At 62.9% G+C, this 14,080-nt stretch carries 14 protein-coding genes and 1 tRNA gene; 7 read left to right on the top strand and 8 right to left on the bottom strand.

Annotation, left to right across the window (positions count from 1 at the left end; genetic code table 11):
- The 4 genes from KEM60_RS02090 to KEM60_RS02075 all read right to left on the bottom strand — a co-directional run.
- Positions 1–1,213, bottom strand: a 1,213-nt coding sequence (locus tag KEM60_RS02090) for a S8 family serine peptidase (protein ID WP_219105823.1), incomplete at its 3' end; no start/stop codon positions are given.
- Between the two features lie 23 nt (positions 1,214–1,236).
- Entirely contained in the window at positions 1,237–1,644 is a 408-nt protein-coding gene (locus KEM60_RS02085) for a hypothetical protein (protein WP_219105822.1), read from the bottom strand.
- Positions 1,645–1,657: 13 nt separating this feature from the next.
- Positions 1,658–3,202, bottom strand: coding sequence for a hypothetical protein (locus tag KEM60_RS02080; protein ID WP_219105821.1), 1,545 nt, complete (start codon positions 3,200–3,202; stop codon positions 1,658–1,660).
- A 43-nt stretch (positions 3,203–3,245) separates the two neighbouring features.
- The gene (locus KEM60_RS02075; RefSeq protein WP_219105820.1) at positions 3,246–4,040 is read right to left on the bottom strand and encodes an ESX secretion-associated protein EspG; all 795 of its coding nucleotides are present in this window, start codon (positions 4,038–4,040) and stop codon (positions 3,246–3,248) included.
- A 575-nt stretch (positions 4,041–4,615) separates the two neighbouring features.
- Between KEM60_RS02075 and KEM60_RS02070 the strand changes: the two genes are divergently transcribed.
- The 5 genes from KEM60_RS02070 (at position 4,616) to KEM60_RS02050 (ending at position 8,508) form a co-directional block, all read left to right on the top strand.
- Positions 4,616–5,170: a hypothetical protein gene (locus tag KEM60_RS02070; RefSeq protein ID WP_219105819.1), complete on the top strand. Its 555-nt coding sequence runs from the start codon at positions 4,616–4,618 to the stop codon at positions 5,168–5,170.
- A 109-nt stretch (positions 5,171–5,279) separates the two neighbouring features.
- On the top strand, positions 5,280–5,879 hold the full coding sequence (locus KEM60_RS02065; protein ID WP_219105818.1) for an AAA family ATPase: 600 nt from the start codon (positions 5,280–5,282) through the stop codon (positions 5,877–5,879).
- 29 nt (positions 5,880–5,908) lie between these two features.
- A complete protein-coding gene (locus KEM60_RS02060; protein ID WP_219105817.1) occupies positions 5,909–6,670 on the top strand; it encodes a hypothetical protein in 762 nt (253 codons plus the stop codon).
- Positions 6,671–6,881: 211 nt separating this feature from the next.
- On the top strand, positions 6,882–8,126 hold the full coding sequence (locus tag KEM60_RS02055; RefSeq protein ID WP_219105816.1) for a hypothetical protein: 1,245 nt from the start codon (positions 6,882–6,884) through the stop codon (positions 8,124–8,126).
- Positions 8,107–8,508, top strand: coding sequence for a hypothetical protein (locus KEM60_RS02050; RefSeq protein WP_219105815.1), 402 nt, complete (start codon positions 8,107–8,109; stop codon positions 8,506–8,508). Before KEM60_RS02055 ends, KEM60_RS02050 begins: the two co-directional genes overlap by 20 nt.
- Positions 8,509–8,559: 51 nt before the next feature.
- Here KEM60_RS02050 and KEM60_RS02045 read toward each other — a convergent pair.
- From KEM60_RS02045 to aspA, 4 genes are all read right to left on the bottom strand, one after another.
- Positions 8,560–8,643 (bottom strand) — tRNA-Leu (locus tag KEM60_RS02045).
- A gap of 161 nt (positions 8,644–8,804) precedes the next feature.
- A complete protein-coding gene (locus KEM60_RS02040) occupies positions 8,805–9,311 on the bottom strand; it encodes an excalibur calcium-binding domain-containing protein (RefSeq protein ID WP_255574133.1) in 507 nt (168 codons plus the stop codon).
- Between the two features lie 725 nt (positions 9,312–10,036).
- Positions 10,037–11,365 carry an anaerobic C4-dicarboxylate transporter gene (locus KEM60_RS02035; protein WP_219105813.1) on the bottom strand — a complete coding sequence of 443 codons (1,329 nt, stop codon included), beginning with the start codon at positions 11,363–11,365 and terminating at the stop codon, positions 10,037–10,039.
- A gap of 30 nt (positions 11,366–11,395) precedes the next feature.
- Positions 11,396–12,853, bottom strand: coding sequence for an aspartate ammonia-lyase (aspA, locus tag KEM60_RS02030; RefSeq protein WP_219105812.1), 1,458 nt, complete (start codon positions 12,851–12,853; stop codon positions 11,396–11,398).
- A 261-nt stretch (positions 12,854–13,114) separates the two neighbouring features.
- Here aspA and KEM60_RS02025 point away from each other — a divergent pair, with 261 nt between their 5' ends.
- Together KEM60_RS02025 and KEM60_RS02020 are read left to right on the top strand one after the other, a co-directional pair.
- On the top strand, positions 13,115–13,411 hold the full coding sequence (locus tag KEM60_RS02025) for a hypothetical protein (protein WP_219105811.1): 297 nt from the start codon (positions 13,115–13,117) through the stop codon (positions 13,409–13,411).
- Positions 13,412–13,490: 79 nt separating this feature from the next.
- Complete coding sequence (locus tag KEM60_RS02020; RefSeq protein ID WP_219105810.1) at positions 13,491–13,808, top strand: hypothetical protein; 318 nt, start codon at positions 13,491–13,493, stop codon at positions 13,806–13,808.
- Positions 13,809–14,080 lie beyond the last annotated feature (272 nt).

The raw sequence follows: 14,080 nt of genomic DNA, 5'->3' as shown, positions 1-14,080 counted from the left end.
CGGGGCTGCGGGGTGCGGCGGCGGTGATGGGTCCTTGGGGTGTGTTTGTGGGGGGTTGGGGCATGGCGGAGGAATATTCAGGGTCGGGTTGATAGGTGGGGTCCCACAGCCCCATGGATTTCACTCCGAAAACGTCTCGTGAGGGGTTGTCGTATCCTTCGCCGATTTGCCCGAGGGGGTTGTCGGTGACGGCGGGGACGTCAGCGGTCAGCGCAGCATAAGCGTCGACGAGGCCCCAGCCGCAGTCAGCGGTGGGGATGTCTCCAGTGCCGGTTTTTTTAGCGGTTTTCAGCACCCGGTTGATGACGCTGGCGGCGTTGAGGTTGGGGTGTTTCGCGCGGATTGCGGCGACGATGCCGGTGACGACGGAGGTGGAGATGGACGTGCCTGCGCCGTCGCGGTAGCCGCCGCCGGGCCAGGCTTGCGGGACTCCCGTGTCCGGGGTGGTCGCGAACGGGCCGCACACGGCCACGCCGGGGGAGCTCACATGTTTTTTCACGTTAATTTGAGGCCTACCCCAGTTGGAGCGAGGGTCGCGGGTAAGGTTTTGATCAAGCCCTGCTACTGAGAGAACGCCGAACATTCCGGAAACTCCCAAGACCGGATCCGACCCATTATTTCCGGCTGCGGAAACTATGACAACGTCTTTTTTTTGGGAGCGAAGGACTTCGCTCTGAGCTTTTTGGCTGTTCGTGCCGAGTGATAAATTGATGACTTTAGCGCCGTGATCAGTGCAGTATCTAATGCCAGTGGCAATGGGATCTTCCACTGAAGAGGCGTTGACTCCGTAGGAGACGCTGGTGATGGTTGCGTCGGGGGCGGCGCCAATGATCCCGGCTTCATCCCCGGGGCGGTGGCCGCGCCCAGCAATGTTGGCGGCCATGGATGTACCGTGATCGAAATCATATTCTCCAGCGACAGGTTTCAATCCGTCGGAAGAGCCTTTGCCAGACAGATCTTTTCCGCCAGTAAATCGGACCCCAACTAGGTCAGGATGGGTGGCGTCAACACCACTGTCAATGAGGCAGACCGTGACGCCAGCACCTCGCGATACTGAGAGGCCGCGGTCGATGCCCATCGGGGTGATCCACCATTGCCGGTCCCGGACCTGGTCCCCTGCATGAGCCGGGACCGCTGCGCTGCACGCCAACCCGCCACTGAGGAGCATGACAGTAGCGACCTGCCACCGGGAGTGGTGGCGTCTCTGAGGCATAGTGGCGGACATCCTTCTCGCAGTCATTTCTGACGAGTGTCAATCTGAGTGAAATCGACCCGGGCTTGATCGTCGCTAGCCAGATAGGACCGATAGGTCTGCTCCATCGAATTCAAATAAGCGCACACCTGTTGATCTAATAGCCTCATGGTTTCCAGGGAAGTTTTGCTCTGAGCGATGACCTTGTCCCAGGCGCATTGAACTTCTAACATGTCGCCTGGAATTTTAGTCATTCCAAAACTATTGACCAAGGATTTCGACCGTTCGATCTGTACAGTCAGGCGTTGATGAGTGGCATATAGTTCGGCGTATGTGGTGCGAAATTGCTCTGGGTCGAAGGTGAAATCGGCGGCGGCAGTAGAGGGGATTCCATCGCGTATGTTCTTTACCAGCGCAGTAATTTCAGCAGGGTTCCTGACGGGTTTTTCCATGGTGGTCTGCTCCTCAGTAGTCGTCATCGTCGTCGTCGAGGAGGTACATGGCTCCTTCGTCGCCGATGATGGGGGGTACGGCGTGGGTGGGTACGCCCCATAGTTCGTCGCTGGTCATGCGGTAGCGGTCTTGGCGGCGGAGGTGTTGTTCTTGGTCGCTGCGGCCGGTGCCGCCGCCCATGGGTCCCATTCCGGTGCCGCCGGTGCCGGTGCGGGTGTGGGGGTCACCGAATCCGGCGCCGTTGCGCAGGTTGGTGGTGCCGCGGGCGGGTTCACCGAGTCCGGGGCCTCCTCGTGGGGTGGCGCCGCCTCCCACACCACCGCTGCCGGTGTTTCCGCCGCCTGCGCTGTAGCCGCCGTTGCTGTAGCCGCCTGCGCTGTAGCCGCTGGTGGTGCTGCCGCGTCCGGCGCTGGGGGTGTTGCCGGGGGAGGGGGTGAGTCCTCGTGTGTTCCAGGAACCAGTGCTTCCGTTACGCGGAACACGTCCACTGCTGTCGGGGGAGCCAGCGGTTCCTGGGGACCACCATCCTCCGGAGGCACCGCCGGGGCCGGGTATGGCACCGCTGGGGTTTGTGGGGATGCTGCTGCCGGGATTGCCTGGGGTTCCTGGGATCGTGGTTCCACCGGGGAAAGAGGGCGCTGCTGGTCGGGTTCCGGTGCCGGGTGTGTTGGGGTCGACTCCGGCCGGGGAGAACCGTGACCCGTCATCAACGCCACCGCCACTGCCACTGCCACTGACGTGACCATCAGGGCCGGTGCCAGGACCACCAGGGTGGCTGCCAGCAGGATGCCCGCCCCCAGTGCCGCTACCGGACCCGGCACCACCGGTGTTTCCTGGCGTGGCGACTCGACCCCCAGGAACGCTCCCCCCACCACTGACATGACCACCGCTGCTAGGGACGCCACCACCAGCACCGCCACCACCCGTGGTGCTGGAGCTACCCCATCCGCCATGACCTCCTGGTCCAGTACCTCCCTCCAGGGCTTCAGGTAGTTTCTCTACAGGAGGTTCGACCTTGATATCTTTAGGAATTGTCGGCCAGGTGATCCCACCGACCTGATCCCGTGACGCCTCCGCCGAGCGCGCCATCTCCTGGACCTTCTTCACAATCTCCTGGCGTTGGCGGTCCGCTTTGTCTTGAGCTTCCTTGTACGCATCCCGTAGTGATCCCATCCCCGGATAGGTCGAGGCACTACCCACTAGGAGCTTCCCCGCAGGATCGTCGTACGGCATGGCGAGGATCCCCTCACGGGAAGTCCCCAACGTCGTCGCCATCACCGCGAGACCGCCACCGACAGATGCCGACGAAATCGCTGTTTTCCCACCGAAATCACCAGCTTTTAAGTTTTCTTCTAAAGCGGCATTCGCGGCGGACCCGGACCAGCCCTCCCCGTTGAGTGACGCCATGGCCTGTTGGAATGACATGAACGCCTTGACTAGATCGTCACGAGATGCCCGGAAATCCCGCATGGCCGTGGCCATATCGTCAGGTTTGACTGACCCCACCAGATCCTTGAGATCTTTGACTTCCATCGCCTCGTACGGGGGCTTTCCCATGCCTACCATCCTCCTCGTCGTACGTCCTGGACCAGATCACTCGTCAGCCGCGCTGGGGCATCGTTCGCGGCACCGTCCCCGGGCAGGTCCGTAAGAGGCGGGACACCACAGCCGCAGTTAACGGTGCGAACGTGATTTCCGGGCCCTGCACCGATCGAATAAAACCGCCGCGCGGCGAGGTGACGAAATCCGCAGACAGCGCACTGGGCTGATGGCCGTGCGCGTCCTCCCGAGCAGCGCCGAGGAAACCTCGCACCTCGGCACGTTCGCCGATATCAACGACGTCTCGGTACAGCTCTGGAGGCATCCCGCACTGGGTGAACATCCGAGCGACGGTGCGAGGGGGTGCGCCAGCAGCGGCTTCACGGCAAGCCCGCTGCAACTCCGCTGCTCGAACGCGGACCGGATTAAACGGCCATGGCGTGGCGGACGGCATGAACTGCATCAGGGTATTTTCGGTGTCCTGCCACGGTACGACGGCGACCTTGACATCCTGAGGCTGGTCGGCAATCACCACCACGGTGTCTGCACCGGTCAAAGCCACTGCTGTTAGCTGTGACTCCGGCTCACCGGAATCGTTGGTCACGGCATGCACATACACCGTGGTGGAGCAGCTGCGTACAGCCTTAGCGAGTTCGCTGAGAGCAGCCGCTGTGTCGCGACCCCAGGTGCGCAGCAGCCGTGGACGATCGTTGAACACCGACACATCTGAACGGGCCCACTGCGGATGCACCCCCACCGGCCCGACCGGGCCCAACCTCAACGGAAACGGCAAGCAAATGCCGTAATCCCACAAGAAGTCCTTGACATCGACGCGCTTCAGTGTGACCCCCACCACGTGCGGCAACCTCTTCCCCGAATCTGGACAGATGACCAGCCACCATCATGGCATGACTGGTCACTCGTTCAAGGACGATCCACAAGACAGCCGCAGGTACGCCGCCAGCTGCTTTACCGTCACAGCGGCGGGTGGCATCACCCACATTGAAGGGAAGCTGTCGAAAAACACACAGCCTCCACCATTCCCAGATTGCGAATCGGCATCGACGATCCAGACGGCATAGGGCATCACTGCCCTCAGACACCCCCCACGACGTACGACGTCCTCGACCCCACCAACCCGACCCATATGTCACTCACGCCAGCCTGACACCAACCAACTGTCAACACACCCCCACATGACCAGAACCGCGACCGGCGCAGCGTTCCCAGAAAGCATTCAGCGACGTCCAGTGAAAAGCACTGGAAATATCCTCCTGGCGCCCAGCTCATCCCCTGCTGACACAGGTACGGTCCCCACATGGTCACAGGGCTACACGGGGACTCAAGGTCAGCACGAGAGCGCCATCAGCGCATCCACGTCGCAGATCACGCCCGACGTGCCACCCGCACCAGCCCCCCTCCATGTCTCCGGTGAGACGACCACTCGCACTCCTCCTCGCCGTAGCGATCGCCGGACTGAGCGCAGGATGTGCAGGAGAAGACCCACCCGAACATGACAACACCCCCGTGGCGACCCGCTCACGATTCGTGGCACCCGAAGGCCGAAACCTCATCGCCGCAGGATCCGTCAGCCACGACGAGACTGCACTGCGAACCCTGATCCCCGCGCTCCCCGACGCCACCCACGTCTCCTGGCTTGCCGGTCGGCTTGAAGGAAAAGGCTTCAAAGGTGACCTGTCACCTGCCGCCACCCACGGACTCATCGCCGTCGTCAGATTGACCCCAGATGCAGCCCGACACCTTCGTGCAGCCACCCTCTCCAAAGGGAGCGTGATGAAAACCCCCGCGCCCTGGGTCCCCGCTGACCTGCAACCACAACTCCCCGCTGGCACATTCCTCCGGCATTATCGGCTCTCCGAATATCTCCGCAAAGACGCCGGAAATCTCACCGTCACCGGTGAAATCGCCGCCAATCAAGACATTCTTGTCGTCACCATCGGCAGCACCCGCGAGTTGGAACTCTGACCACCACCGGCACACCGCAGCACGCGAGCTAGGCACACGCCAGACGAGTCCATGGGGTGTACCCGTGCCAGCTCCAACGTCGTGCTGGATTCTCCGATGTCAGGGGACAGTGACACGCTGCGTGCGTCAGCAGCTACTCCGGGAAGGGACCCTGATGGTCGTCTGGGTCACCGGCCCGTTCGGGGTGGGGAAGTCGACGGCCGCGGCCCTCGCCGTCGCGGCGCGCCCGGCGTGGCGCGTCTTCGACCCGGAAGAGGTCGGGTTCATGCTCCGGGCGAGCCTCGGCGATATTGCCGTCAACGACTTCCAAGACCTCCCGCCGTGGCGCACCCTCGTCCCCGTCTGCATCGACGAGGTCGCGCGGTTCACTAGGAGCGGGGTCCTCGCGGTGCAGACGGTGCTGCGCGAGGAATACTGGCGAGAGCTACGGGCGGGGCTCCAGGCGGCCAGGCAGCAAACCCGCCTCGTCGTCCTGACGGCCGACGAAGCGGTGCTGCGCGACCGGATCCGTCGTGACACCACGCAGCCGCCGGGGGTCCGGGCCTGGCGCGAGGCACACGTCGACGCGTTCCTCGTAGCGGCCGACGCCCGGACCGGCTGGCTGTCGACGGCGGCTGACCTTGTCATTGACACCTCTGCACGCTCCCCGGAGGAGACGGCCGCCGCTCTGCTCCCGGTGCTGGACCGAGAGACGGTGAGCCAGCAGTAACGGCTGGCCGCGAACAGCCCACCCGTCCCGTGTCCTCGAGCTGCCAGAAATGCCAAAAACACAGAGAAGCCTCCATCCTCAACATCAAGCTTGACGAACCGGATGCGCTGTTCGCGGCACTGACTGCCGAGCGGGACCGATCCGAGGACTGGGAAGAGGACCACCGCATCAGAGACGAAGAGCTCGACCGAGCCCTCGCGCCCTACCTCGAACAACCGCCCAGCATCCTCATGCGCTGGCTCGTGGACCACGCCGACGACCTCACGATCATCAATCACGGCTCCACAGCATGGAAGATCATGGTCCGCCTGGCCAGGGGTCCCCACCCCGACACTTGGCTCCGTGCAGCACTTGACCATGGCTTAACCCACTCAACGAGTCCCCTCATCAGCACGTGCGTCAACAACGACGTCATGACTGTTCGTCTTGCCACCGAGCTTCTAGGCGACACAGAAGGTTACGACGACTTCGACGAGTGGGAGGAAAGCGCACGCGAGCTAAGCAACGAGCACCGGTTCGAATTCTGGGAACGTGTGTGGCGGAGCCCGATGGCCAGGAACCTCTTCTGGGGCATCTCAAGCGGAGAACCCGAATGGATAACTGAAGCCGTATCCGACCCGACCTTCCCGATGTCCCTCCCCACACTGTTGCACGCGCCACGCTTCCAGTTCGGCAAGCGAGGTATCGAGACCTTGGAGCCGCGATTGGCTCTGACCAAGACAACAGTGAACCCGAGGGCTGAAGCCGAAACTCTGCTACTACGTGGGAGGAGGAACCTTGGCGAGCGATGATGGTCATGTGCTTGATGACGCTGAGATTCGCCGACGCCTGATATCAGCCAGTGCGTCCGCCTTTGCCGACGACCCTGCTGGCTTGAATGCGGCAGGCGTTTGGCTTTCGGGGCTGACGGCAGCCCAGCTGCTGCGCGTCGACGGCTTGGCCCGGCAGCGGCGGTGGGAGGGCTCTGCCCTTGGAAGAGCGCAGGAGTGGACAAAGGAGGTCATGAACGACCCCACACCTGTGAGCGCCGCCTTAGCGAGCATGCACGCTGATGGCTTCGTGCGAGAGCGGGCCGTGGCCCGACTGGCCGCTGCTGAGGGCTTGCTCGCCGATCGGGCTCTCGCACTGCGGCTGACGGACCACGTGCCAGCCATCCGGGAAGCGGCAGCACGCGCCGTCTTGGTTCGCACTACACAGGCCTCAGCGATGCGCATCATGCCCATCCTCGAGCTCATCCGTGATCGCCTTCGCGCCGGCGATGTTCGAGTCCTGTACCTGCGTCAACTTATCGACGAACATGGCGAAGCGGTCGTATTGGCAGCAATGCGAGAGTCGGAGGATCGAGATCTCAGGCGCGCGGCCTTCCGCCAGAGCTTGGCCAGCGGCCTGCTCGCGGTCGAGGACGCTGTCCCCGCCCTGCGGACCGAGTCCGATCAGGTGGTCCGCAGCCTCTTGAGCCGGGTGATCGCCGAAACCGCTCCTCCGGACATCGTGATGGACATCCTCCTCACGTGCGGGACTGCCGAGGCGCGGGCCCTGGGCCTCGTTCGGCTGACGGCCGAGGAGATCAACCCGGCATTACTGAAGGAACTGCTGGTCGACACCTCGGTGTTGGTTCGAATGTGGGCTCGGACCCGCTGGGCCGACCTTGACCGCGAGGCACTTCCTACATATCGAGCGATGGCGAGTGACCGTGATCTGTCACCCCGACTCCGGGCGCGCGCGTACACAGGCGTCCTCGAGGCAGGCGGGACTATTGACCACGATGAAGCGATCGAGCTCGTACGCCTGGGAAAGCCAGCACTCGCGAAGGTGGGGCTCAAACAGCTCGCGGACGTCGCGGAGCCCGAAGACGTCGTTGAACTCTTCGACGTCATGCGATTCGGATCCAACAAGGAGGCACGGCTCGCTTCCTCTGGCCTTATTCGTCTCCGGCGATTCTGGGCTATCGACGACTTGGCTACGATGAAGCAGTCAGGTGACAGTCGACTCAGGCGTCGAGCATGGTGGCTGCATCGCGGTCTCGGCGGATGGGAGGAGACCTTGGCCGACCTCGAGATCCTGCTAGACCACGACGTCGAGCTCTCCCGATATGGACGAGCTGCATCGCCGCCGATGTACGACCAGCTCGACGAGGAACAGCGGATGCGCCTTCGATCGCTGATTGCCCGCGCCGAGTTGCCGCATGCTCGACTTCTCGACATCGCCGTCGCCGGTGGAGTACGAGATGTGGTTCCCGACAGGTGACCGGCAGCCCAACACGATGACCACCTTCGGCGTGTGCCGATCCATCAAGCGCGTGGTCGAGCGCGGAGTCCTGGCCAAGCACGACCACGCCCTCGACGTTGACCCAGACACCTGCGAGGTGCTCGCCTGCCCTCAAGGTTGCCCCTTCGACGAGGTCGGCCTGGCGATCCGACCGGGGATCCGTGACCGAGCCTGCCTGAACATTGTCGACGCACTGCCGCGACTCGAAGACATCCTGCTCGACCGCGGCTACACAACGGCCAAGGGCAGCCAGCTCACCGGCACGCGAAGATCTCCACGGCCAACCCCGAACAGCCCAGCCCACCCGTCCCGTGTCCTCGAGCTGCCAGGAATGACAAAAACCCCGGCCAGAGTGCTCTGACCGGGGACTTTCGGGAAGAGATGACCCCGATATTCGGGAGCCATCTAAGAGTGCGCGAGGGGGGAGTTGAACCCCCATGCCCTTTCGGGCACACGGACCTGAACCGTGCGCGTCTGCCTATTCCGCCACTCGCGCGCGCTCCCTCATCATGCCAGGACATGCGAGGATCGCCAAACTGAGGTGAAGGGATCACGACGCTGCGGACTCGTGGGCTCGCCTGGTGCCCAGGTGCGGTGAGGCTCCTGGGTCGTCACCGCACCTGAACACTCAGAGGGTCGCCGTCACTGGGCTGGCTATCATTCGCAGGCGATGCCGTCGTTGTCGCGGTCCAAACCTGACCGATAACCAGGCTGTCCACGGCGGATCGGTGCCGCACCTGCCGCGCGGGCTTCCTTGCAAGAGCGGTAATACACCCCTGAAGGGTGTTGCTGATTTGCGCCCGAATGTCCTCCACCCTGTGAATCGGCCTCCTCGTCAGGAGCAGGAGCCGGAGCTGGGGCTTCCGAAGCGGCTGGCGCGGGTGCGGCTGGCGCGGCAGATGTAGTGCTGGCCGCTGCTGAAGAAGCTGTCATCGTCGGAGACATCGTCACGGTACTTGTCACTGTTGCGGTCGATGTCACGGTCACGGTCTGAGCGGCGGACGGTGTCGCTGCCGCCACCTGCCCGGGCCGTTGCTCACCTGCGCCTTGGCTCAGCGACACACAGGACACCAACCCCAACACCGCGAATGCGCCGACTATCCCGATGCGTTTTGCCCGATGGCTGGTGGATTCGCCGCCGTACCTCCCGTAGGGTCCGCGCACCGGCGTACCCTCATCGTCCACCCAAAATCCCCATCCAGCAGGCGCATCCGGCCAATCCTCCGGCGGGACCCAGCCTTTCGGGGGGATCCATTCCGGTGAAGGAGGGCGCGACCATCCAGGTGCCGGATTGAAATGTGCAGCCATGACAACACCCCGTCGTGTGCAGCGAAGGCGAGGATCGCGGCGGACGCCGTACGGCGACCAACGCGACACGTAACCCCCATGCCCAGCCCGCCCCGGACGGTCCCCACGTCCCTCTTGACAGGTGCCACCGTAGCCTCCTGGCTGGGGCTGATGGGGCGAATATGGCCGGTGATTCCAGGGCGACTTTCCTCTAATGTCGCCCGTGGGCGGGATGGCGGGTGAGGTGTTGCGCCCGTGGGCGGGTTTGGTGGGAGTGGTCCTGGGGTTTTGTGCCGGGAAGTCGCCCGTGGGCGGGATGGCGGGTGAGGTGTTGCGCCCGTGGGCGGGGCGTGGTGCGGGGAGAGTCGCCCGTGGGCGGGGTCGGCGGGAGGCAAGAAGAAGCACGTCTCAGGACCAGGGGGTACGACGACCGTGCGGGTAGCCATCGGGCCGACGTCGCCTCACAACGTCGGCCCGATCAGATGCCGCTACCCGATGCGGCGAGACCCAATCTTGGCGTGGGCCTCACCCCGCACCCAGATTGGTATGCACAGGTCATCTGCGGTCTCAACCGTCGCCGACGACCGTGCATGTCTGAAAGATCAGTGGATGATCAACCCCCCGAACAGGAACCCCAACGCGACCGAGAACCCAATCGCGAGCACCCCTGGGACGAGGAACGGATGGTTGAACACGGCTTTACCGATCCGAGTGGAGCCGGTGTCGTCCATTTCTACCGCTGCCAACAACGTCGGGTACGTCGGCAGCACGAACAACGCTGACACAGCCGCAAATGAAGCGACGACTGCGACATTAGACACCCCCAACGCAATCGCGGTGGGCATGATGGCTTTTGCTGTCGCTGCCTGGCTGTAGAGCAGCGATGCTGCGAAGAACAGGATGACGGCCAGTAGCCAGGCGTGGTCTTTGAGCAGGTCACCGGCCAACGTCATGATGTCTTTTTCGTGGGCTTTGACGAAGGTCGTCCCCAACCAGGCGACGCCGAGGACACAGATGGATGCGCTCATCCCCGACTTGAACGTTGACGCGTTCAACACTTCTGCGGGCTGGACTTTGCAGGACAGCACGATGATCGTCGCGACGGTCAACATGATCGAGATGATCGCGGCGTCCCGGGGCATGGGGGCGGTCTTCGGGTCGATCAGTTTGACCTTGTCGCTGATCGCCGTGGCATAGAGCATCACCGTGACCAGTCCGGCCAAGAAGATCAACACGGACCGTTTCGCGCCAGCTTTCAGTTCCCGGCCGGCGTGTGACGTCGTGTCGAGCAGCCCCGCGTCTCGGCGGCGCTGATACTCCGGGTCGAATTCCAGGGCGCTGCGCGGGTTGCGTTTGTCCCACAGCAGCATCAACGCTGCCGTGATCAAACAGGCCAGGAAGGTCGAGGGGATGCACACTGCCAGGATCTGCAGATAGTCCACGCCCTTGTTTTCCAGTGTGCTGGACAAAAACACCACCGCCGCTGAGATTGGCGAGGCAGTGATGGCGATCTGTGAGGACACCACGGCGATCGACAACGGTCGTGCCGGTCGGATGTTGTTTTCCTTCGCAACCTCAGTGATGACAGGCATCGCTGAAAACGCGGTGTGCCCTGTCCCGGCCATCAACGTCATCAGATACGTCATGACTGGCGCTAAGAACATCAAATGCTGGGGGTTACGACGTAACACCTTGTCGACCAGATCGACGAGATAATCCATGCCGCCAGCGACCTGCATCGCAGCGATCGCGCAGATCACCGCCATGATGATCGAAATCACGTCGAGTGGCATGCCAGCGGTGGTGGGTTTTGCGCCGAGCAAGGACAGCCCGACGACGCCGATGCCACCGGCAAAGCCAATGGCGATACCGCCTAAACGGGCGCCGAGGATGATGGCCGCCAAGACGACGGCCAAGTGGAGCCAGACCATTGTTCTCCTCTGTCTGTCACGGTGAGTTCCTCAGCGGGCCGCTTGGGGATCCGGGCGCAGCGCGTCCGCGCCGCACTGCGGTCCGAGGAAGTTGTCGACCGACAGGATCGCATCGAGTCGGGCTTCGTCGATGACACCCATCTCCAGGGCGACCTCTCGCACTGACCGTCCGCTGCGAGCGCATTCCTTGCCGATGAGGTCGCCAGCGTGGTGTCCGATGATGTCGTTGAGGTAGGTGACGATGCCGATGGAGTTCAGCGCGTAATCACGACATACCTGCTCATTGGCGGTGATTCCGGTGACGCAGCGCTCGCGCAGGGTGTCGCAGGCGTTGGTGAGCAGTGACACGGACTCAAACAGGGCCTGTCCGATGACTGGTTCCATCACGTTCAGTTGCAGCTGTCCAGCGTCCGCAGCGAGAGTGACGGTCAGGTCGTTGCCGATGACTTTGAAACACACCTGGTTGACGACCTCGGGGACCACTGGGTTGACCTTCGCGGGCATGATCGAGCTCCCGGCCTGCTGTTCGGGCAGGTTGATTTCGTTCAGTCCGGCGCGTGGGCCCGAGGACAGCAACCGCAGGTCGTTGCAGACTTTGCCGAGCTTGACGGCGATGCGTTTTAAAGCGGCGCTGACGGAGACATAGTCACCGCAGTCGCTGGTGGCTTCGATGAGGTTGGCGGCGGGGACGCAGGGGTATCCGGTGACCTCGGCGAGTGTGGCGACAGCTAGCTCGGCGTATCCGTCGGGGGTGTTCAGGCCGGTGCCGATGGCGGTGGCGCCGAGGTTGACTTCCAACAGCATGGAGGAGGCCTGGTCGAGTCGGATCAGTTCTTCTTGCATGGTCACTGCAAACGCGTGGAACTCTTGGCCCAGCGACATGGGTACGGCGTCTTGGAGTTGGGTGCGCCCCATTTTCAACACTCGGGAGAATTCGATCCCTTTGTCGCTGAGCGCTTCGCTGAGTTCGTCGACCGCGCGCCGGAGGTCACCGATGGCGTTGTAGAGACCGATCCGAAAGCCGCACGGGTAGGCGTCATTGGTGGACTGGCTGCGGTTGACGTGGTCGTTCGGGTTGATGACGTCGTACCTGCCTTTAGGCAGTCCCATCCGTTCCAAGGCGAGGTTCGCGACGACCTCGTTGGTGTTCATGTTGACGCTGGTGCCCGCGCCTCCTTGGAAGACATCCACGGGGAACTGGTCGAGGCAGCGCCCGTCTTGGAGGATCTCATCGCAGGCGGCGACGATCTGCTCGGCGATGTGCGGGTCGAGCGCGCCCAGCTCGGCGTTGGCCAGTGCGGTGGCTTTTTTCACTTGGACCATGCCGCGCACGAAAGCTGGCACATCACTGATGGTGATGCCACTGATCGGGAAGTTCTCCACCGCGCGGACGGTGTGGACGCCGTAGTAGGCCTCCGCCGGGACCTCTTTGGTGCCGAGTAGGTCTTCTTCGATCCGGACGTCCGTGGCGACGTTGGTGGTGGTCATGTCTATCCTCCGGCGGGGGCTGGTCGGCGCATGGTGCGCTCTTGCCACGCTAGACCTGACGTTCAGGCTTAAACATGGCCTTCCGAGCTGGTCAACGGACTGTTTCGGCATAGTCCCTCAGGGCTGGTCATCGGCCGCGTAGATGCCGCCGTGGGACTAGGTCCCTGACCCATCCGATAGGTGGGTGTCATCTCGGGGATTGCGGATGTCGGCCGTGGCATGCTGAGCGTGACATGTGGATCTCCAAGAAAGGACATCCTGGTGCTGGGGATAGTGGTTGTGGCTTGCGCGATTCTTTACGCCGTTTTACCGCTCGCCGTACGTCACGACATGGCATCTGCCCGGATTATGGCGATGTCGTTCTTGCAGACACTATTGTTGATGGCTGCGGTGGCGCTGTCGGTGTTCTTTTTTGAACCTATTGTGGCATTTATAGCGATCATGATCACCGTGTCAGGTCCAGATGTGGTGTCGTTAGCGTGTCGGTTTGTCACACTTCCTGGAGGGCAAACCGTGGAGTCGTATCTGCATGAGAAGGGGTGGGCGCTGCCCTCCTGAGTTTTGTGAATCACCCTCGTTGAGATGTCCACCATGGCTGTCAGGCGCAGCTGACGTCCCACCGTCTAGGGTCGAGGGCATGGACCTGAAAGATGCGACATCAGTGATGACGGCCCCGTTGACCGTGCTGGGTCTCGCCGGGGGATTTTTGGTGGCCAGCCAGACAGGGATTCGACCGTTGGGTGGGGCTGTGCTGGCGGCAGCTGGGGTGTACGCCGGCCGCACCTGGTGGGCACGGGGCGGGGCGACGCAGACGGCGTTGCTGTCGTCGGTATATGTGGCCGCGTTTGTCGGATCGCATCCGTTGGCGAAGCACATCGGGGCCTGGCCTTCGGTGGCGGTGGTGTCAGCTCTCACCGCTGGGGCGGCGTACGTCGTCTCTGACCGGAGTCGCTGAACCATCCCACACAGCTGTCTGCGCCCGATCCATCACCGGGCGCAGACAGTGGGATGTTTTTCAACGCAGAGTGATCTCGGTGGAGTCGGCTGCGGTGATGACGGTCGTCATCGACGGCTGGACGTCAGTGAAAGTGAAGGTCTGTGAGGCGCTGCTCCAGATGTCATGACGCGTCGCCAGCGGAGAGAGCCAGGTGGCGTGGGTGGTGACGATCTCTACGGAGGTGGAGCCAGCTTGTCCTGTCCGTGGTGATGCGTGATACGTGCAGGTGA

This window comes from Austwickia sp. TVS 96-490-7B (genome assembly GCF_019331795.1).
Taxonomy (GTDB): domain Bacteria; phylum Actinomycetota; class Actinomycetes; order Actinomycetales; family Dermatophilaceae; genus Austwickia.
This window is presented reverse-complemented; position numbering and strand designations above follow the sequence as displayed.